This is a genomic window from Dethiosulfovibrio russensis (genome assembly GCF_021568855.1).
Classification (GTDB): Bacteria; Synergistota; Synergistia; order Synergistales; family Dethiosulfovibrionaceae; genus Dethiosulfovibrio; species Dethiosulfovibrio russensis.
Genome location: NZ_JAKGUG010000003.1, coordinates 143,014 through 164,020 on the forward strand (window position 1 = coordinate 143,014; position 21,007 = coordinate 164,020).

20 protein-coding genes are annotated in these 21,007 nt (G+C 54.8%); all 20 read left to right on the forward strand.

The window, feature by feature from the left end; genetic code table 11:
- Nucleotides 1-11 precede the first annotated feature (11 nt).
- The 20 genes from pilM to ispH all read left to right on the forward strand — a co-directional run bounded on the left by pilM (nt 12) and on the right by ispH (nt 20,994).
- Nucleotides 12-956: a type IV pilus biogenesis protein PilM gene (gene pilM, locus L2W48_RS04115; protein WP_236098767.1), complete on the forward strand. Its 945-nt coding sequence runs from the start codon at nt 12-14 to the stop codon at nt 954-956.
- Nucleotides 953-1,528, forward strand: a complete 576-nt coding sequence (locus L2W48_RS04120; RefSeq protein ID WP_236098768.1) for a PilN domain-containing protein — start codon at nt 953-955, stop codon at nt 1,526-1,528. The genes pilM and L2W48_RS04120 overlap by 4 nt, the downstream gene beginning before the upstream one ends.
- The gene (locus L2W48_RS04125) at nt 1,525-2,034 is read left to right on the forward strand and encodes a hypothetical protein (protein WP_236098769.1); all 510 of its coding nucleotides are present in this window, start codon (nt 1,525-1,527) and stop codon (nt 2,032-2,034) included. Before L2W48_RS04120 ends, L2W48_RS04125 begins: the two co-directional genes overlap by 4 nt.
- Before the next feature lie 6 nt (nt 2,035-2,040).
- Nucleotides 2,041-2,640, forward strand: a complete 600-nt coding sequence (locus L2W48_RS04130; protein WP_236098770.1) for a hypothetical protein — start codon at nt 2,041-2,043, stop codon at nt 2,638-2,640.
- A 21-nt stretch (nt 2,641-2,661) separates the two neighbouring features.
- Complete coding sequence (locus L2W48_RS13085) at nt 2,662-4,374, forward strand: type II secretion system protein GspD (protein WP_236098771.1); 1,713 nt, start codon at nt 2,662-2,664, stop codon at nt 4,372-4,374.
- A 97-nt stretch (nt 4,375-4,471) separates the two neighbouring features.
- Nucleotides 4,472-5,044: an elongation factor P gene (gene efp, locus L2W48_RS04140; protein ID WP_005662220.1), complete on the forward strand. Its 573-nt coding sequence runs from the start codon at nt 4,472-4,474 to the stop codon at nt 5,042-5,044.
- 30 nt (nt 5,045-5,074) lie between these two features.
- On the forward strand, nt 5,075-5,515 hold the full coding sequence (locus L2W48_RS04145; protein WP_236098772.1) for a CD1247 N-terminal domain-containing protein: 441 nt from the start codon (nt 5,075-5,077) through the stop codon (nt 5,513-5,515).
- Nucleotides 5,516-5,522: 7 nt separating this feature from the next.
- Nucleotides 5,523-6,074, forward strand: coding sequence for an Asp23/Gls24 family envelope stress response protein (locus L2W48_RS04150; protein ID WP_236098773.1), 552 nt, complete (start codon nt 5,523-5,525; stop codon nt 6,072-6,074).
- Between the two features lie 52 nt (nt 6,075-6,126).
- Nucleotides 6,127-6,609, forward strand: a complete 483-nt coding sequence (locus L2W48_RS04155; RefSeq protein WP_236098774.1) for a hypothetical protein — start codon at nt 6,127-6,129, stop codon at nt 6,607-6,609.
- Entirely contained in the window at nt 6,606-7,037 is a 432-nt protein-coding gene (gene nusB / locus L2W48_RS04160) for a transcription antitermination factor NusB (RefSeq protein WP_236098775.1), read from the forward strand. Before L2W48_RS04155 ends, nusB begins: the two co-directional genes overlap by 4 nt.
- Entirely contained in the window at nt 7,030-8,256 is a 1,227-nt protein-coding gene (xseA, locus tag L2W48_RS04165; RefSeq protein ID WP_236098776.1) for an exodeoxyribonuclease VII large subunit, read from the forward strand. The genes nusB and xseA overlap by 8 nt, the downstream gene beginning before the upstream one ends.
- 4 nt (nt 8,257-8,260) lie before the next feature.
- Nucleotides 8,261-9,283, forward strand: coding sequence for an S-methyl-5-thioribose-1-phosphate isomerase (mtnA, locus tag L2W48_RS04170; RefSeq protein ID WP_236098777.1), 1,023 nt, complete (start codon nt 8,261-8,263; stop codon nt 9,281-9,283).
- On the forward strand, nt 9,280-10,530 hold the full coding sequence (locus tag L2W48_RS04175; RefSeq protein WP_236098778.1) for an adenosylhomocysteinase: 1,251 nt from the start codon (nt 9,280-9,282) through the stop codon (nt 10,528-10,530). The genes mtnA and L2W48_RS04175 overlap by 4 nt, the downstream gene beginning before the upstream one ends.
- 4 nt (nt 10,531-10,534) lie before the next feature.
- Nucleotides 10,535-11,809, forward strand: coding sequence for an amidohydrolase (locus tag L2W48_RS04180; protein WP_236098779.1), 1,275 nt, complete (start codon nt 10,535-10,537; stop codon nt 11,807-11,809).
- Between the two features lie 15 nt (nt 11,810-11,824).
- Entirely contained in the window at nt 11,825-14,461 is a 2,637-nt protein-coding gene (alaS, locus tag L2W48_RS04185; RefSeq protein WP_236098780.1) for an alanine--tRNA ligase, read from the forward strand.
- Nucleotides 14,458-14,874: a Holliday junction resolvase RuvX gene (gene ruvX, locus L2W48_RS04190; RefSeq protein ID WP_236098781.1), complete on the forward strand. Its 417-nt coding sequence runs from the start codon at nt 14,458-14,460 to the stop codon at nt 14,872-14,874. The genes alaS and ruvX overlap by 4 nt, the downstream gene beginning before the upstream one ends.
- 1 nt (nt 14,875) lies before the next feature.
- A complete protein-coding gene (gene mutS / locus L2W48_RS04195) occupies nt 14,876-17,455 on the forward strand; it encodes a DNA mismatch repair protein MutS (RefSeq protein ID WP_236098782.1) in 2,580 nt (859 codons plus the stop codon).
- Entirely contained in the window at nt 17,452-19,209 is a 1,758-nt protein-coding gene (gene mutL, locus L2W48_RS04200; protein ID WP_236098783.1) for a DNA mismatch repair endonuclease MutL, read from the forward strand. The genes mutS and mutL overlap by 4 nt, the downstream gene beginning before the upstream one ends.
- A 4-nt stretch (nt 19,210-19,213) precedes the next feature.
- On the forward strand, nt 19,214-20,170 hold the full coding sequence (gene miaA / locus L2W48_RS04205) for a tRNA (adenosine(37)-N6)-dimethylallyltransferase MiaA (RefSeq protein WP_236098784.1): 957 nt from the start codon (nt 19,214-19,216) through the stop codon (nt 20,168-20,170).
- Entirely contained in the window at nt 20,167-20,994 is an 828-nt protein-coding gene (gene ispH, locus L2W48_RS04210) for a 4-hydroxy-3-methylbut-2-enyl diphosphate reductase (RefSeq protein WP_236098785.1), read from the forward strand. Before miaA ends, ispH begins: the two co-directional genes overlap by 4 nt.
- Nucleotides 20,995-21,007: the final 13 nt, after the last annotated feature.

Consider the following 21,007-nt stretch of genomic DNA (forward strand, 5'->3'; position numbering starts at 1 on the left):
GGAGGCCTTCTATGTCGTTTTGGAAAAAAAACAGAAAAAAAGACGGTTTTGCCGGTTTGGCCATAATGACCAACGGTATATACTACCTTGAGCTGCTTCGTTCCGATACGGACCTTGCCGTCAACAGATATGAATTCATCAGCTACTCTCACGGTGCGGTCAAACAGGACTCTCTCGTCGACCAAGAGGAAGCCGTCAGGGCAATAGGGGAGCTTTCCGACAGGATCGGAGGCTTCGGTTTCGAAGTGGCCCTGGGGATTCCCTCCAGAGACGTCATGATAAAAAACGTGGAGTTTCCTGATATGGACCTGGAGATGGCCAAGGATGCGTTGCACTGGAATTTCGACAAAAACTTTCCGTACGATGCTTCAGAGGCCCTCTACGATGCCGATGTGATAGAGCTTCCTGACGGAGGAAAACAGGATAGAGTTCACCTGGTCGTGGCGGCGGTGCGGAGATCCAAGATTCAGGGTTTTCTGGAAAGACTTCGAGACGACGGACTCCCGTTGTCGTCGATGGAGCCCAACAACGTAGCGGCCTTCAGGGCCATCAGCAGGGGAATGTCTATCTACGATCACGGTTATATCGTCTTGATAATCGCGGCGGAATCGTTACAGATGATGATAGGCTACAGAGAGAGCAGCCTGCTTTTTCGCTCGGTTCCCTTTCCCACCGATTCGGTGATGTCCATGGAAGAGCTGTCCAACCGAGTGGTAAGCGAGATACAGGCTACGGGAAACTACGTAAGGACTCTTTTCCGAGGGATTAATCTTAGCACCGTTCTTTTGGCGGGAGACGTTTCCGTCAGAGGACCTCTTGTAGACAGACTCAAGACAGAGTTCAACTTTTCCGTTGATATCGTCGATCCCTGGTTGAGATGTGGTATAACCGGTGCTCCCGACGAGGCTGGAGAGGCCGATGTGGTGGTGGGGTTAGCAGCGAGGAATCTGATATGACAGTTCGATTGAACCTGCTTCCTGCGGAATTGCGCCCGGTGGAGAAGTCCAACAGGGTAGACTTTACGAGGATTCTGGCTGCATCACTTTCCGCAGCGGTAGTACTCGTCTGCGGCGGTGTGTTGGTCAGCGGTGCTATGCGATCCCATACTCTGAGGGGCAAACTGGATGAGGTGGAGAGCAGAAAAGAGGTGCTCTCGATCCAGTCGACCAACCTCATATCCGAGCTGAAACGACTGAAAGACAGAGAGGCTCTTATGTCTGCTACCTTGAGCCTTCTGCACGGAGACGTCCCCTTGCTAGAGATCTTCAGACAGATAGAGCTTTCTCTGCCCGACGGGGTATGGCTTTCCTCCGTAAAGGCCGAGGCCGGAAGCCTTCATCTGAATGGTTTTTCCTACAACGAAAACGATGTGGTCCTGTTCGCAACTGGGTTGATAGATTCTCCTGTGATAGAGCAGGTAGGGTTTCCCAATACCAGGAGGGTCTCTCGAGAGGGCACGAGCTTGGTCGAATTTCGTCTGCTTTGTTCTATCTCGAAAAATATCCCCGATAAAGAGGTGTCGCCATGACGGAAGACCGCTGGAGAAAGATCTTTGCCGCAGCGACTTTTGTTCTGCCCATAGCCTTTTTGGTGCTCGTTCTGGGAATGACCTCCCATGTTGATAAGCTCCAAGGGAGATTGACTTCGGCTCAACAGGACCTCCGTGTTCTGCAAAGGCAGGCTTTATCGGCGGAAAGGCGTATTTCCATGTACAAGGATATACTTGGCCCGATAGCCGATGCCTCTGCCATAAACGGACCTCAAAACAAGGTAGACCTGTTCTCGTTGGTCCAGAGACAGCTTACCGCCAACGGAATGCTTTCCAGAGTTATAGACGAGGCATACCGAAAGGACGGTCCGGGAGATCAAGGGGTAAAGATAAGCTTCGAAGGCCCCTATCCCTCCTTCATAAAAACCCTGGCGGACTGGAGAAGACTCGACGTGGCGTTAAGGGTCAAGGATATAACGTTGGCTGGGTTTAAAGAGCAGCTTGTCCGAGGCGATATAGTCTTGGAGACGGTGGTTGGGAAGTGATGTCCTATGGCAGTTAGAGGCATGTGGTTGGACGGAGCCAAAGGATGGTTCGACGATCTTCTGGACGGCAAAGAGAGGTTTTATGTCGTAGGCCGTTGGATATGGCTCTCCTTGACCCTTTTGGCCCTGGGATGGAGCGGTGTCTGTTTCGTCCAGCTCTGGCAGGAGGCTAACCAGGAGCAGGCGGAAAAATACCTTTCTCCTATGGATCTTTCAAAGGAAAGGCAGAGCCTGGAGGCTTTGGTTTTTAGCTATAATTCAATTCAGGCGGAGCGCAAGGATAGCCTTCGTCTAGCCAACGACATAATACGGATAGGGAGAAATCCGATGGTTCGTATGGAGTCTCCTAAAAACGTGCCGGTGGCCTCTACCGAGCCGTCCGTGGAGGATCTGGTCGACCTGCCCCCTCTGGTTATAGTTCGTGCCGTCATGGTGATGGGTAAGGATGCCTCCGCCGTGGTGGATATAGACGGAATAGGCGACGGTATAGTGGTTAGAAAGGGCACCACCTTCTCCGATAAAAAAGGCCGTTTCCTTTCCATAGGGACCGATAAGCTGATCTTTCGTTGGAACGGAACTAACGTATCGGTTCCGGTTAATTTTTAGTTATACAGGAGGGCCGTCGACGTGAGAAATAAAACTATCGCATTTTTCTTTGTCCTATTCGCCTTTATCTTTGCGCCGGGACCTCTTTTTTCGGAGCCTCTGCCTCCGTCGGTTCTTTCCGGGATAATGCCTCAGCAGGTGGGGGCTGACAGGATGACCGTGACGGTTCAGGGAATGAATCTTCCTCGTCCAGAGGTGATGAACCAGGACGGAGGGCTTGTAGACCTGATATTCAAGGGGACCACTGTACCCTCGTCTCGATGGGAGAGGCTCTACAATTTTCCCATCCTCTCCAAGGTGGAGATGGACCACATAGAGGGGGGCCTAAGGGTCAGGTTCGTCACAGGAGAAAAGATAACTCTTCACTCCGTAAAGGGAGATCCGCCATGTAACAGGATCTTGTTGGATTTCAGGACTGTCTCGTCTTTGAAGAGGGAGGAGAGTGCCAAAAAGCTGAAGGAGCCCCGTAGGATCCCCGTCGATGGCAGCGATCCTTTTCAGACCAACAGGAGAATCTCCGTCGATTTCCGTTCCGTGGATATACAGGACGTGTTCAGAATGCTGGCGGACATGATGAAGGTGAACATCGTTCTGGATCCCTCTGTGGCGGAGATTCCCCCTCTCACCATGAGATTCGACGAGGCTCCTCTTAGAGAGGTTTTCGGCTATCTAATGAGGCTTTACGGCCTCAGCTACGCCAAGGTGGGAAAAACCTTGGTGATAGGCTCTCCAGAGGGTATATCCAAGGTAATGGGAGAGGAGAAGACCAGAGTCTACGATGTGGCCTATTCGGATGTAAAAATTCTTCCGGATATGCTGGGAGGGCTAACAACCATACCTAAGGAAAAAATCACGGTGGACGAGAGGTTGGGAAGGCTTTTCGTCAAGGGGTCGGAAAATCAGCTCTCCGATTTCGAGAGGGTGCTTCAGACCGTGGACGACCCGGGCAAGCAGGTCATGCTTCGTGCCAGGATAATAGAGATAAAAGACGAGGCCTCCGACGAGCTGGAGACGATGCTCAACGCCGTCTACAAGCATTGGTGGCTGAGCACCAGTTCCTCCGGAGCCGAGGGCGGCTATTCCTACGTGAAGGACCCCGATACCTACAATCCTCCTACTGGAGAAGATCGGCCTGGTGGCATAGAGTTTCCCGGCATCAAGATACCCGATATAGGTACGGGAGGAATTCGCCTCCTCGACACTGGGATAAAGGCATTAGTTAAGGATAATAAGGGTAAGGTGCTGGCCAACCCTTCGGTTATAACGGTCAGCGGTCAAAAGGCGTCTATAAAGTTGGTCGAAAACCTGAAGTACATATCCGCCAGAGACGATGCCGGGAACCCCACCTACAGCGATCAAGAGGTAGGTCCAAAGCTGGAGTTCACCCCCGTGGTTGGAAGGGACGGTATTATCTCCGTGGAACTTTCAATCTCGACGGGAGAGGTCATAGCCTGGAAGGAAGGAAACCAGAAGGAAGAGTTTCCACAGACCAGCGAGAGAGAGGTGGTTACATCCGTCAGGGTGAGGGACGGAGAGCCCTTCGTGGTAGGAGGTTTGTTCAACGAGAGACACACGGAAAACACCACCAAGATCCCTATACTTGGGGATATACCTTTGTTAGGAGAGTTCTTCAAGTCCAAAAACAAGACGGACGACAGAACTGAGGTCGTCATGGTGGTGATTCCCTATATATTGAACGTAACAGACGGCCCTATAGAGCGATGGGACCTTTGATCCCCTTCGCTATAGGGATAATCGACGTTGACAGGTACGGTCATAAGTCCGTATTATTGTGCTATTCGAGACGCGACACGAACTAGGAGGTTCATAGATGGCACAGGTAGTGGATACAAGCAAGTTTTACCCCGGCATCAAGATAGTGTGGCAGGAAGGAATGTGGGAGGTCGTAGAGTTCCAGCACCATAAGATGGGAAGAGGCGGAGCGGTCGTAAAGACCAAGTTGAGAAACCTCGATACTGGATCCATCATAGAGAATGCTTTCCGCTCCGGAGAGAAATTCGACAGGATCGTCTTCGAGGAGAAGCCCGCTCAGTTTCTATACCAGGACGGAGATAGCTATGTCTTTATGGACATGGTAAGCTACGATCAGATCTATCTTTCCACCGAGGTGCTGGGCAAGGCCATCAAATACCTGACGGACAATATCGAGGTTACCCTGGAGATGTACGGAGAGAGGATTATGGGAATAGAGCTGCCTAACAGCGTGACCCTGAAGATCATAGAGACGTCTCCTAACTTCAAGGGAGATACCGCCTCCGGCGGTGGAAAGCCCGCTACCACCGAGACGGGGCTTACCGTAACTGTGCCGATGTTCGTGGAGGTCGGAGAGGATATAGTGGTAGATACCAGGACGGGGGCTTATCTGGAACGCGCCAAGAAGTAGGCCCTTTATCGTTGTCTGAGGAGGTTCGGGATGAGTGCGAGGGAGAAGATAGCCTATATCAAGGGATTGCTCGATGCGGGGACGCCGAGGGACGATTTTGAAATGGCCCTGTACGGTGCTATCGTGGAGGCCCTCGACGCCGTAGTGGACGACATGGATCGGCAGGATGAATCCTTGGTGGCCTTGACGGAAGAGCTGATGGATCTTTCCGATTACTGTGACGGGTTGGGTGAGGATCTGGACGCCATCGAGGAAGGTTGGTTGGGCGAGCAGGTCTTGGACCAGGAGGATGTCCTCGTCGCGGAGGGAGATGAACCGGAGGGGGTCGACCTCTATCGGCCGATACTTTGTCCCTATTGTTCCACCATGTTCTACTACAGACCGGATCTATGCGATGAAAACGATACAGTCCAATGTCCCAACTGCAGGAGGACCTTTGCGCCTTCCGAGGTCGAGCTCGAGGAGGAATGATTGACCTATGGATGATATGAATCACACTGTGGTCGAGACGGAAAAAACTGAGATCGTCGATGTAGAGAGCGCCGTCGCCGAGGCGGAAGGCGAGCTTTCGGGAGACGTGGCCGGGAAGGTCCATATATCCGAGGATGTCATAACGGAGCTCGCCAGACAGGCTCTTCAGAAGGTTAATGGCATTCAACCGGCAAGCTCCGGAATAGCTTCGAAGCTTGGACTGGGACGGAAGGTGACCGAGGGAGTAAAGGTCTACGTCGACGAGGGAGAGAATCCGTCCATCTCGGTCGACGCTTTTCTCATGGTGAAATATGGCCTTCGAATTCCCGACTTGGCCTGGGATGTCCAGGAGACAGTAAAAAACGAGTTGGAGGGAATGACCGGTTACGCCGTTAACTACGTCAATATATACGTTCAAGGAGTGTACTTCGACGAACCAAAGGTCGACGAGTCCTCCGGGGAAGTCGTCGAGCCGACCGAGTCTACGGAAGAGGAACCCCGAGATGATAACGAGGCGATAGACGAGCGTTCCGAGACGCAATCAAAGGACCAGGAATAGCTTGAGGGTCGGCTCGAGTTCGAGTCGGCCTTTTTTGATTTAGGAGGCCACCGTGTACGTAAAGTGGATGGACAACGGTCGAGGTAGAATCTGGCTTTCTACGTTAGGGTTGAAGGCTTTCGTGGAGAGCCATCTTCCCGAAGGCGTCAGCTGTAGAGATATCGAGTTTTTAGGCGAGAAAAATCAGATCTTTCTCTCTCTGGTCTTGAGCGATACCACGTTATATCTGGATAAGCTGTCGACGTCGGAGGACCTTACGGAACATCTCGAGGCCCTCGGACTCGACGCAGTGGTCTCGTGGAAACACGTCTCAGACGTGGAGGGCGAGGACGGTCCCGGTTTGACGGAGCGACCTTACTTCTGGGGCATAATCGGTGCCGTCATGGCGGCTCTTTTGAAGCTTGGGCTTAAGGGAACCCTGGAATGTCTTCTGGTAGGCGCCGTTTTTTACGGATTTGCCTTTTTCTTTCGTTCCGATAAGGGGCAGCATTGGACCTCTCGGATCGCCAGGTTTTTCAAGGAGATGATGGATTGAAGGTCGGACGAGGTCATTATAAAAAACATCGGGCCCGGGAGGTGGCTCTTCAGCTTCTCTATTCTATGGACGTGACCAAAAAGCACGATGCCGAGGAGGCGTTGAACGACTTTTCCTTCGAGGACGAGATCGATGTCGAAGCAGGCGTCAGAGCCCTCGTCTTGGGGGTTATGGACCATCTGGGAGAGATAGACAACCTCATAAACGTCAACGTCGTGGGATGGAGAGGGGATCGTATGGTTGCGGTAGACCGCGCGGCCATACGGTTGGCCGTATACGAAGGTCTGATAGCCCGTGTCGTCCCCGTTCCGGTAGCCATATCCGAGGCCGTTGAACTGGTCAAGGTCTTCGGTACCGACGAATCCGGCAGGTTCGTGAACGGAGCCCTGGCCAGGATAGTTCGCGCCATGCCGGAAGACGATGAGTGAGGCCGTATCCAACAAGGGGATACTCTCGGTAGACGACCTGTCCTTTAGGATAAAAGAAGCGATAGAGAGTTACCCGGGAATGGGGAAAGTCGCGGTCCAGGGCGAGATCGTAGATCTGAAACGACACAGCAGCGGTCATTGTTACTTCACCCTTTCCGGGCGCGAGAGCCGTATAGCCGGGGTTCTCTTCAGGTCCGATGCCGCTGGAGTCGTCAAATGGCCTCGTCCCGGCGACGAGGTCGTCGTCGGTGGGCGGGTGTCCTCTTATCCTCAGAGAGGGATATACCAGCTGTACGCCAGAAGGTTGTTCCCTTTGGGCAAGGGGGCCATCTCGAGGGCGAAGGAAGAGCTCAGGGCGAAGCTCTCCAAGGAGGGGATTTTCGCTCCTGAGAGGAAAAGGCCTATCCCTACCTACCCGGAAAGAATACTGTGTATCACCTCCGCCACCGGAGCGGCCTTCAGGGACGTGGCAAAGGTTATGGGGACCAGAAATCCATCGGTGGAGTTGGTCCTCATTCCCGCTACCGTGCAGGGAGTCGACGGTCCGGATGAGATAGCCGAGGCCTTTTTGAAGGTACCGTCTCTGCTGCCTGCCGATGCGGTGTTGCTCGTCAGAGGCGGAGGGAGCAGAGGAGACCTCAATCCTTTCGACGACGAGACGGTGGTGAGGTCCATCTCCTCCTGTCCCGTTCCGGTCGTGGTGGGGGTGGGACATCAGGTCGACTTCACCTTGTCCGACATGGCGGCGGACAGGCGTTGTGCCACTCCTTCGGAGGCAGCCGAGGCGGTCGTCCCCGACAGGACCTATCTCTACAGCCTTCTTTCCAACGGCAAAAGCCGTCTTAAAAAGGCGATGGAGCGGGAGATCGATAGACTCGCCACCCGTTTGGTCGACAGAGAGACCCTCCTGACTCGACTGATGGCGGGAGATATCGACCGTCTTAGAAAGGACCTCGACGGTCTGTCTCGTAGATCCGTATCCGCGACGGAAAAGACGGTCGTTAGCGAGATCGGGAGGCTTGCAGGGCTTTCGGCGGCTTTGGACGGGGCCTCTCCCCTGAGGATTCTGGGAAAGGGTTACGTTTCCTGTCGAGACGAAGCCGGTACTCCCGTCTCTTCGGTAAAGTCCATGACTCCCGGTAAAAAAGTGTCCCTCGACTTTGTGGATGGAAGGGCCGACTGTCGAGTGGAGTCGTCGTGCGTTTTGAAAAGGAGCTGATTGAATGGTTCCCGATACGTTGAAATGGAGCGAAGGGGAGCTCGCCCTTTTGGATCAGACGAAACTTCCATGGGAGGTCGCCTTCGTCCGTTGCAGAACCTGCGAAGAGGTTGCCTTAGCCATAAAGTCCATGGTGGTGCGAGGTGCACCTGCCATCGGAGTAGCGGCGGCCTACGGCATGGCTTTGGCCCGTCTGGCCGGAGAGAACATGCAGGAGTCCAGATCTCTTCTGATGTCGACTCGCCCCACGGCGGTAAACCTTCGATGGGCCCTCGAGAGGATGGACAGGTTAACCGGAGCCTCTCCTGCCGCTGTTGTCGATGAGGCAGTGGCGATACACAGGGAGGATCTAAATATAAACAAGGCTATCGGGGAAAACGGAGCCAGCCTTATACCGGACGGGGCTACCGTCGTCACCCACTGCAACGCCGGAGCCATCGCTACAGCAGGTTGGGGAACCGCTCTCGGCGTCCTCAGATCCTGCGTGGATTCCGGCAAGAGAATTCGGGTATACGCCGACGAGACACGTCCCAGGCTTCAGGGAGGACGTCTTACCGCATGGGAGCTTCAAGAGGACGGGATAGACGTCACGGTCATGACCGATGGAATGGCGGCCTGGCTGATGAAAAGAGAGAAAATAGACGCTGTCCTGGTCGGAGCGGATCGGATAGCGATGAACGGCGATACCGCCAACAAGATAGGTACCTACGGACTTTCCATCGTCGCGAAGTCCCACGGAGTGCCTTTCTACGTAGCCGCCCCTATGAGTACCTTCGACGAGGGGCTTTCCGACGGAGATGGCATACCCATAGAGGAGCGGGACGGTTCTGAGATAAGATCTCCCTACGGTTCGAAACTTATACCGGAGGATGTGCCGATCTGGAACCCCGGATTCGACGTCACTCCCGGCGAGAACGTGACCGCCATAGTTACGGAGATGGGGGTTCTCAGACCTCCATACATTGAGTCCATAGCGGAGGCGATTGACCGTCGTCCAAAAGACGAGAGAGGATGTGCTGATAGATGAGGGATTTTTCCGTGGCCGACATGGATATGGCCCCTAAAGGCAAGCAGAAACTGGATTGGGCCTGGCAATATATGCCGGTCCTTTCGTCGTTGGAGAGGCGTTACTCCGACGAGAGACCCTTCGACGGAGTGCGATTGGCCGCCTGTCTTCATCTAGAGGCAAAGACTGCCTGTCTCTTGAGGACCTTTTCCCGTCTGGGAGCAGAGGTCTTCGCCGCCGGAAGCAACCCCCTTTCTACTCAGGACGATGTCTGTGCCGCCCTGGTCTCCGAGGGGGTACATGTTTTTAGTCACAGAGGAATGGATCACGACAGCTACTTCGGTTACCTGAGAGACGTGTTGAGCAGCGATCCGGAGATAATAGTCGACGACGGAGCCGACCTGGTGGCGACCTTGTTGGACGAGAGGAAGGACCTCATAGGAAAGGTCAAAGGCGGTTCGGAGGAGACCACCTCGGGGGTCAAGCGGCTCAAGGCTATGGAGAGACAGGGAATCCTCCCATTCCCGATGATCTCCGTCAACGACGCGGACAGCAAGTACCTTTTCGATAACCGCTATGGCACCGGTCAGTCCGTGTGGGACGGGGTGATGAGGACCACAAACAGCCTCGTCGCCGGCAAGGTAGTGGTGGTAGCAGGATATGGCTGGTGCGGTAGAGGGGTCGCCATGAGGGCTAAGGCCCTGGGGGCCAGGGTGGTAGTGACCGAAATAAACCCTCATAGGGCGTTCGAAGCCCTTATGGATGGTCACGAGGTAATGACCATGGATGCCGCCGCTCCCTTGGGAGATATCTTTCTCACCTTGACAGGCAACCTGGACGTCATATGCGCCAGACACATGGATAAGATGAAAGACGGAGTCATACTGGGCAACGCTGGACATTTCGACGTGGAGATATCAAAGTCCGATCTGACCTCGATAGCCTCCGGTGTCTCCGAGGTCAGACCCAACGTTACCTGCTATCGGACGAAGGACGGTCGGAATATCTACCTCCTGGGGGAGGGACGCCTGGTGAACCTGGCGGCGGGAGACGGACATCCCATAGAGATAATGGATCTCAGCTTTGCGTTGCAGCTCCTGTCGGCCCTCCACGTCCACAGGAACCACGGAGACATGGATTCCAGGCTTTATCCGGTTCCGGAGGATATCGATCGTCTGGTTGTTTCCACCAAGCTGGAGTCCCTGGGAGTTTCTTTGGACGAGCTTTCCGAGTCTCAGAAGGCCTATATGGCGGATTGGAGGGAGTGAGTCCATGACGATGCTTCTGAAGGACGTGATGTTTCTCGACGGATCGATGGATTCTGCGAGGTCCGGCGATATCCTGATCGAGGACGGAAAAATATCATCGGTCGGGAAGGCAGGAAGCCTGATCGGAGACGATATTGTGGACGGCAAGGGACGGATGGCGGTACTGCCCGGTTTCGTGAACTGTCATACCCATGCCGCCATGAGCCTTCTGAGGGGGTTGGGAGAGGAGAGGCCTCTGAAAGAGTGGCTGGAAGAACAGATCTGGCCGGTAGAGGCGAACCTCAACCCGGAGAGGATATACTGGGGAACCCGATCCGCCCTCATGGAGATGGCCTCCTCCGGTACCACCTGTTTCGGCGATATGTACTTCGAGATGGACAAAGTGGCAGAAGCCGCCAAGGCATGCGGTATGAGGACAGGGATCTGCCGCGGCATAGTCGGAGACGACGAATCCAAAATAGAGGAATCGCTCGCTTTGGCCGATAGATATAAAGACGATCCCATGGTAACGGTGCAGATGGGCCCCCATGCTCCCTATACGGTACCCTTCGACGCCATGAAGAAGATAGCTTCCTCCGCCAAGGATAAGGGTATGTCCGTACACCTTCACTATCTGGAGACGGAATGGGAGCTGGGATACCTAAAGGATGACTTTGGAACAGGTGCCATGGAATATCTGGAGAAAACCGGACTTTGCGACGTTTCTGGACTCATACTGGCTCACTGTGTCTGGTTTCCGGAGGACGAGCTCTCCGATCTGTCGAGGGTACCGGCCACGGTGGTACACAATCCCGGCAGCAATCTGAAGCTTGGCAGCGGAGTTGCTCCAGTCAGATCTATGCTCTCCAGCGGTGTTTCGGTGGCCTTGGGCACCGACGGAGCCGCCAGTAACAACCGTCTCGATATGTGGGGCGAGCTGAGAACCGCAGCGTTGCTCCATAAGGGGGTCTTGAGAGATCCGTCTATCGTAACCGCCAGGGAGATACTGGATGGTGCTACCTACAGGGGCTATCGGGCTCTGGGGTTCGAAAAAGCCGGTCTTATCAGAGAGGGCTGGAAAGCCGATCTGGTCCTGGTCGATCTGGACGGCCCCAACTACATAGGGGTGAACGAGGAGAACCTGGGGGTCTTCCTGGTATATGCCGGTTCCTCCTCAGACGTGGCAGGGACTATGGTGGACGGTAGCTGGATCTACATAGACGGGGAATTTCCCGGACAGGACGAGGAAGAAGTCCTCTCCCATGCCCGTAAGGCACGGGCTGAACTGATACGCCGTTAGGGGTGACCGATAATAATGGAATGGAAAAGCGGTAAGGAGATCCGTCGACTTTTCGTCGATTTCTGGGTTTCCAAAGGTGCCAAACACTACGAGAGCTTCTCCCTGGTTCCAGAGGATCCTACCCTGTTGTTCACCATAGCAGGTATGGTTCCCTTCAAGAAATATTATCTCGGCATAGCCGAGCCGGATGTGGACAGTGCGGTGACCTCTCAGAAGTGCGTCCGCACGAACGATATAGACAACGTGGGACGTACCGCCAGGCATCACACTTTTTTCGAGATGCTCGGCAACTTCAGCTGGGGAGGGTACTTCAAGAAAGAGTCCATAACCTGGGGGTGGGCGTTTCTCACCGATGTCATCGGCCTAGATCCCGACCGTATGTACGCCACCATATATAAGGACGACGAGGAGGCCTTCGACGTCTGGACAAAGGACGTCGGACTTCCCGACAGCCGTATACTTCGTTTCGGCGAGGACGAGAATTTCTGGTTCATGGGACCTCAGGGGCCCTGCGGCCCCGACTCGGAGATCCTATACGACCAGGGACCGGCATTTTCCTGCGGACCGGACTGCAAGCCCGGTTGCGAGTGCGACAGATATCTTGAGATATGGAACCACGTGTTCACCCAGTACGATCGTCAGGAGGACGGTTCTCTGCTTCCTCTGCCGAGGAAGAACATCGATACGGGAATGGGACTGGAGAGACTCACCTCCCTTGTCCAGGGGGTCGCCAACGATTTCGAGACCGATCTGTTCCGTCCCATAATGGACCATGTGTGCGATATGGCCGGTATAGGATATGGCGACGGTCCCCAGGGGGATATGGCGGCTAAGGTGATCTCGGACCACATAAGGGCTGTCTCCTTCATGATAGCCGACGGTATTCTTCCCTCGAACGACGGACAGGGCTACGTTCTGCGCCGTCTGCTCAGAAGGGCCGCCCGTTACGGCAGGTTGATAGGTCTCAAAAAGGCCTTTCTGACCGACCTCATACCGAACGTCATGGATATAATGGCCGATCCCTACAGGGAGCTTCTGGACAACCGTCTCACCATAGAGCAGGTGGTGGCGGTGGAGGAAAAACGTTTCGGTCGTACCCTGGAGCAGGGCAGCGATCTTCTCCATCAGGAGATATCCTCGGTGCTTGCCGGAGATGGAAGCATACTTTCCGGAGATGTAGCATTCGAGCTTTACGATACTTACGGTTATCCTCTGGAGTTGACCAGAGAGATCTGCGAGGAAAAGGGGATCTCCGTCGACGAGGACGGCTTCCGAAGGGAGATGGAGGTCCAAAGGGAGAGGGCTCGATCCTCCAGCAAGCAGGCCAACGCCGTGATGACTGGAGACCTCTACGCCGAGTTACTTTCTGAACATGGAGCCACTCCCTTCTTGGGGTACGATTCCATCGAGCTGGAGGCAGATCTGACAGTCCTGATGAAGGAAGGGAAGGTCGTCGACAGCGCCTCGACGGGAGACTCGGTTGAACTTCTGTTATCCCGAACTCCATTTTACGCCGAGAGAGGCGGTCAGGTGGGAGACCAGGGCTTCGTCAAGGGCGACGGTTTCGTCGTAGAGGTGGAGGACACAATTCACCCGGCGGGAGATCTCATAATTCATAGAGGAATGGTCACCAGCGGAACCGTAAAGTCCGGTTGTAAGGTTAGGGCAATGGTGGACAGGGATAGGCGGGAGGCCATAACCAAAAACCACACCGCCACTCATCTTCTTCATGAATCGTTGATAAGGGTTCTTGGCGGGCACGTCAGACAGAACGGTTCTCTGGTGTCCGATCGATTTCTACGTTTCGACTACACCCACTTTGAACCTCTGAGCTCCAGCGAGCAGGACGAGGTGGAGCTCATGGTGAACCAGGAGATACAGAACAACAAGTCCCTTAAGGTAGACGAGACCGATCTCGCAACTGCTAAGAACCTGGGGGCGAAGGCTCTTTTCGAGGAGAAATATGGGGACAAGGTAAGAGTGGTATCCATCTCGGAGTTTTCCTCCGAGCTCTGCGGAGGAGTCCACGTCTGTGCCACCGGAGAGATAGGTCTGTTCAAGATCATCAACGACGAAAGTATCGGATCGGGCATCAGGCGGATTACCGCCATGACCGGGATGAACGCCTTCAGAAATTACCAGAACATAACCGGAACCCTGAAAGAGCTTTCCTCGAATCTGGGGGTTCGACCAGCCAGGTTGATAGAGAAGATACAGTCCATGGACGAGGAAAACAGGGAGCTTCAGAAAAAGCTCCAGCGTTACACGATCCGTTCGGCTATGGACGATCTCAAGGAGAGCGTTGTCAAGACCGACATAGGCCATGGAGTATCCCTTTACGTGGCCTCTATAGAAGGAGTTACCCCCGATCAACTTCGGGAGGTCGGAGACAGCATAAAGGATAGGGATCCCGGGTCGGTGACCCTGTTGATGTCCAGCGACGGAGATCGTACCCAGATGGTCTGTATGGTCGGTAGCGGTGCCGTGGAGAAGGGGCTGCACGGAGGGAAGATAGTCAAGGAAGTTGCCGCATTGTTTGGTGGAAAAGGCGGCGGTAGGCCCACCATGGCCCAGGCTGGCGGTCCTAAAATCGACGATATGAAGGACATTCTCGATAAGGCAGTGGCCATAGTGAAAGGGTACGTAAAGTGACGAGAAGAATCGTGGCTTTGGATATGGGGACCGTCCGAATAGGGGTCGCCATGAGCGACCCCCTGGGATCTTTCGCCCAGGGGGTCGCGGTATGGGACGCCGAAGGAGACTGGCTCTCCGATTTGAGGGAGCTCGTCACCTGTCGGAACGTATCCACCGTGGTGGTAGGGCTTCCCATAAGAGAGAATGGAACTAAGGGGCCTTCCGCCGAGAACGTGGAGGCCAAGACCGAGGCGGTAAGAGAGGCCTTTCCCGATTTGGAGATAGTCATGTGGGACGAGAGATACACCTCCACCATAGCCAACAGGGTGTTGATCGAGGGAGACGTGTCCAGAAAAAAAAGAAAGGGTCAGGTGGACAAGGTAGCCGCGACGGTGATATTGCAGGGATATCTGGATTCCCTGAGGAGGTAATATGTTGAAAAGCTTCACCTTGCCGGACGGAGTAAAGATGACTCCCATGTTGGAGCAATTCGTCCGGTGGAAAAACGAGTACCCCGAAGCTCTTCTTTTCTTTCGTATGGGAGATTTCTACGAGCTTTTTTTCGACGACGCCAGAGTGGCCTCGGAGGTTCTCGATATAGCCTTGACCGCCAGGGACCAGGGCAAAAAGATCCCCATGGCCGGGATCCCTCACCATGCGTCGGAGAGCTATCTTGGAAAATTGATAAAAAAAGGCTATCACGTGGCCATCTGCGAACAGATGACCGAGCCGGATGGCCGTTCTCTGGTGGATCGTCAGGTTATAAGGCTGGTAACTCCCGGGACCTATCTCCCGGAAGAGACCGGAAACGACGGGCGGCTGGTCGCGGTTCGTAAGCTGGATCGGTACAGATGGGCGGTTGGATCGTTGGAACCGGGAACCGGTTTTTTGGAGGCTGGGGCGATGCCCTTGGACGAGGTGCGAGGTTTCCTGTCCGCCTACAGGGGATCGGAGATACTTCGCCCCAAGGGGAAGATCCCGGAGGAGATAGCTTTCCTTATCGAGAGTTCTCCTGTCGTCGAGCTGCCTGTAGAGGATTTCGATCCAGCCGGAGGGGCCAGATGGCTTCAACATAGATGGGACCTGGCCTCCCTCCAGGGTTTCGGTTTTCAGGACGGTGCTCCGGAAATAGGGGTGGCTGCCGCGCTGCTTCGTTATCTGGAGGAGACTCAGTTCGGAGCTGCCAGGCACGTCTCGGGAATAGCCCCGGTGCTTTCCTCCCGATATCTACATCTCGATGTGACCACTCAAAGAAACCTCGAGCTTTTCGACGGTGACGGACCGTCCCTCTACGACATACTGAACCGATGCAAGACGGCCTGCGGAAGAAGGCGTCTGAGAGAGTGGATAACGAGGCCCTTGATGGACCCAGGGGAAATATCCCGTCGTCTAGACGTTCAGGAAACCCTGCTTAATTCCTCGGATGGATTGAACGATCTGCAGGATGGACTCGGGCATTGCAAGGATATAGAGAGATCCCTGGCTAGGCTGCATATGAGATCGGGAAACCCCAGGGACCTGGCGGCTATTAGGGACACATTATCCGCTCTTCCCTCCATAGAGGTAGCCCTGAAAGATGTGGGCTTGTCCCATCTGCTTCCCTGTAGCGACGATTTTCGCGACATATCGGATCTTCTAGCCGGGGGAATTGAGGACAGTCCGTCCAGGGTTCTCGGAAACGGAAAAATAGTGAGAGACGGTTTCGACGATAAACTGGACGAATGGAGGGGCTTTGCCGAGAGAGGTCAGGAATGGCTGAACGATTTTACCCAGAGGGAGAGGGATCGGCTTTCCATCCCAAGGTTAAAGACGGGATATTCCAGGGTCTTCGGGTATTACTTGGAGATAGGGAAAGGCTCCATGAGGGACGACCTCGAGCTTCCCGAGGATTACAGGAGACGGCAGACCCTGGTTTCGGCTGAGCGTTACACCACTTCGGAGCTGCGCGATTTCGAGGAAAGAATGTCGAGATCGGAGGAGGAGGTTCGAAAGCGAGAGACCGAACTGTACGGTATGCTCTTGGAGAGAACTCTGGAGAAGACCGAAAAGCTTCAGTCTCTAGGCAGGGCGTTGGGAAATCTGGATGTCTTGGTCTCCCTGGCGGAGGTCTCCAGAGAGAGAGGATATATCAGACCTGAATTCAGCGATGGTGGAGATATTTCAATAAAAGGAGGCCGCCATCCCGTGGTCGAGGCCGTACAGAAAGAGATCCCCTTTGTCCCGAACGACGTGGACATGAAGATGGACGGAAACAGGTTGGCCATAGTTACCGGGCCCAATATGGCGGGCAAGTCTACCTATCTCAGGATGACCGCCCTTCTCGTCATAATGGCTCAGATGGGGACCTATATACCGGCGGAATCGGCAGAGCTGGGACTCTGCGACAGGGTTTTCACCAGGCTGGGAGCCAGAGATGAACTGGCCTTCGGGAACAGTACCTTCATGGTCGAGATGGTGGAGACCGCCAACATTCTGCACAACGTCACGGACAGAAGCTTGGTCATTTTAGACGAGGTGGGACGAGGTACGTCCACCTACGACGGTATGAGTATAGCCTGGGCCGTCCTGGAGTACCTTCAGGGCGCCTGTGGCCGCTGTCCCAAGGTCCTTTTCGCCACCCATTATCACGAACTTACCGCTCTGGAGGGTCGGATGCCCCACGTCTTCAACCTGAGGGTGGAGGTGGAGGAGCGTCCGGACGGGGTGACTTTTCTTCACAGGGTGGTTCCCGGTCCTGCCGATAGATCCTACGGAGTCGAGGTGGCTCGGTTGGCCGGATTGCCCCGGGTGGTTCTGTGTCGGGCTCAGGAGCTCTTGGAACGTTTCGAGAAAAGCTCGGACGATGGGGCGTCGGTTCCGGGACCCTCCGTTCAGATGGAATTTTTCGACCTGAAGGGAGACGCCATAATACAGGAATTAGCCTCTCTATCCCCGGACGATCTGACCCCTATTCAGGCTCTGGAGAAGGTCTACGAACTGCATGAGGAAGCCCGAAAGGCGGTGAAACCTTGACGATCCATAGATTGCCCCAAACAGTGGCTATGAGAATAGCGGCTGGAGAGGTCGTAGAAAGACCGATCTCCGTCGTCAAAGAACTGATGGAGAACAGTCTCGACGCGGGGTCCTCCAGGATCTCCGTATCTGTGATCCAAGGCGGTCGCCTTTCAATCGTGGTCGAGGACGATGGTTGCGGCATTCCCCGAGAGGACCTGCCCCTGGCGGTGGAAAGCCACGCCACCAGCAAGATATCCTCTATAGAGGACCTTGACGCCATTGCGACCTTGGGTTACAGAGGAGAGGCCCTGGCCAGCGTAGCGGCGGTGAGCCGCCTGGACATAAGGAGCCGGACGAATCAAGAGGATCGCGGTGCCTGGCTCAGGATGGAGGGCGGGTCCTCCCCCGAGGTGGACGAGCAGAACTGTCGTGTGGGTACCAGAGTACAGGTGGACGATCTGTTTTTCAATCTTCCGGCGAGGCGCAAGTTTCTTAAGAGCGCCAGAGCGGAGCTCCGAAGGATAACCAAGGTAGTTCAGGAGTTCAGCGTCGCCTATCCCTCGGTTGCCTTTATATTGAACAGCGACGGTAAAAAGATCTACGAGACACAGGGCGCCAGGGATAGGGTGGATGTCCTGAAGGGCCTTTGGGGGGACGAACCGGAGATACTGACCTCGTCGGGGGCTAGAGGTCCTTACTCGGTCATCCTGTGGTGGCAGAGGATCTCCAAGGTTTCCCGAGTTTCCGTCATGGCTTTCGTCAACGGCAGGAGGGTGGAGGACGGAACGATAAGGGCGGCGATTTCCTCCGGCGAAACCCATCCGGGAGGGAATTGGGTCGTATGGGTAGAGACCCCACCCGACGAGGTGGACGTGAACGTGCATCCGGCCAAGACGGAGGTCCTCTTCAGACATGGAGGCGATCTCTTCGCCGCAGTCAGGGACGGAGCGACCTCCATGAAAGGCCGGTCGTTGCCGGATTGGGAAAGCCGTCCGTTGCTGCGGACAGGATCTCCCGCCGGGACCTATGTTCCGAAATACGCTCCGAAAGGGGAATCTCTCTTCAGAGGGGTGGATCCTTTCCCTTCCCCCTCTGGATCCGGCGACGATACTCGCCCTAGGACCTTTAAATTTTCCTCTGCTCCTGCAGAGGAATCCTCACCCCTTCCGGTCAGGGAGCAGATTAGCGACCCTGTGGAGGTGGACGAGGGGCCTCATATCTCATATCTGGGACAACTGAATTCGGGATACCTCGTTTTCGACGACGGTGGTGATATGGTATTGATGGATCCCCATGCGGCACACGAGAGGATAAACTTCGAGAGGATAAAGAAGCGTTGTTCTTCCGGGTATGGAACTCAAAATTTGGCCACTCCCGTTCACCTGCCGCCTACGATGGCCTCCGAGGTCGATCACATGGAGGCAAGGCTGGCTTCAGTCGGTTTCGTTTTTTCCGTCGGCGATGGGGAAACCCTGCTGGAGGGAATTCCCGACGTTCCCGGTTGTTCTTCCGTCTCTCCCGTCGATATGCTCAGAACTACCGTTGCCGCTCTGTCGGAAAACACCGATACAGGCGAGATAATGTGGCTGAAGTGGGCTACCTTGGCGTGCAAGGCCTCGGTGAAACTTACCTGGAAGCTGTCTCGGGAGGAAGCCGTCGCTCTCTGGAGAGATCTCATCTGTTGCGAAACCCCGTCTGCCTGTCCTCACGGGAGGCCCGCTGTGTTGAGACTTTCCTCGGACAAGATGGCCTCCCATTTCGAGAGGAGTTGAATCTTTGGCTATACCGATATTGGCCGTCATAGGCCCTACCGCCGTGGGAAAGACCTCTTTGAGCCTGGATTTCGCCAAGGCACTGAACGGAGAGGTTATATCGGTGGACTCCAGGCAGGTCTATCGCTATATGGATGTAGGCACCGATAAAGTGGATCCTGCGACCAGGAGGGATATACTGCACCATCTAATAGACGTAGTCGATCCCGATGAGACCTTCAGCGCTGCGGATTTTGCCGAACAGGCCTCCGACGCTGTCGATAGAATAAGGGCGAGAGGGAGGGTCCCCATCCTGGTGGGAGGAACGCCGTTTTACTATAGGGCCATGTTGGACGAGGTCCTTACGATCGATGTTCCCTCCGATCCGGAGATTCGAAGGGAACTGGAAGCAGTAGGAGAAGAGGAGAACGGTCCTGCGAAGCTCCATTCCATGTTGGCGGAGGCGGACCCAGATAGCGCTTCTAGGCTTCACGTCAACGACACCGTGAGGGTTATAAGGGCCATCGAGATATTCAGGCTCTCGGGCAAGCCCTCTTCCTGGTGGCGCGATCGACCCAAGAAGGAGAGCTCCCGATTCGCCCCATTGTATTTCGGTCTTACCAGGCCAAGAGACGAGCTTCATCGAACTATAGCCAAGAGGGTTAAACAGCAGTTTCACGGTGGCTATCCCGAAGAAGTTCGCTGGCTTCTGGATAACGGCTTTTCTCCCGAACTCCCGTCCATGAAGGGTTTCGGCTACAGAGAGCTGGTACTCTACCATATGGGTAAAATGTCTTTGGAGGAGGGGATCGAGTCCGACACCGTGGCCACCAGGCGGTTTTCCAAGAGACAGATGACCTGGTTTAGAAAGTTTTCTCCTGCCATATGGTACGATCTCTCGGAAAAAGAGTATAATAAAGTGTTGTCGTCGATGATCGATAAAGCGGTGCACCATCTGAGAGCCGGGGGTGTCGTTCTGTGAAAGTTGTGGTGGCAGAGCCCACGGGGCTTTGTTTCGGAGTTAAGAGGGCCATCCGTACGATGGAGGAAGCCTTGGAGGAAAAGGGAAGGGTTTTCTGTATAGGCAGCCCTATTCATAATCCTCAGGAGGTCCAGCGATTGGTGGACAAGGGGTTGGTCGTAGTGGAAGATGACGATCGGATCCCTCCTGACGAGCCCGTTTTCGTGAGGGCTCACGGGATATCTCCGGACGTGCACCGGCGGCTTCAGGATAAAGGTGCCCGCATAATAGACGGAACATGCCCTTTCGTTAGGAAAGCTCAGGAGATGGCAGGCAGGCTGTCGAGAGAGGGATATTACCTCGTGGTCCTCGGCGATGAGAACCATCCGGAGATAAAGGGTATCCTCGGCTACGTGGAAGGACCTTATCTGGTGGTTTCCGGGAAAAAAGATCTCCGAGCTATTGATAAAATCGATAAAATTGGTATTATATCTCAGACGACCCAGCAGGAATCGACCCTCAAGGAGCTGGTATCCGAGGCGGTCGGGTCGGCCAGAGAGATAAAGGTCTCCAACACCATATGCAGAGCGACCGTGGAGCGTCAGGAGGCCGTTCGCCGTTTGGCCGATAAGGTCGACGGTATAGTGATAATAGGTGGCCATAACAGTGCCAATACGGGGAAACTTTTCCGCATTGCGCAGGAGTCCGGCACCCCTGCGCTCTGGGTTGAGCAAGCGGATCAGCTCGACGGGAGGTGGTTGTCGGGAAAGGGTACGATAGGTATCGCCGCCGGTGCAAGTACACCGGATTGGCTTATCAAACAATTACAACAAGCGATGCTTTAGCCATCGCAGGACG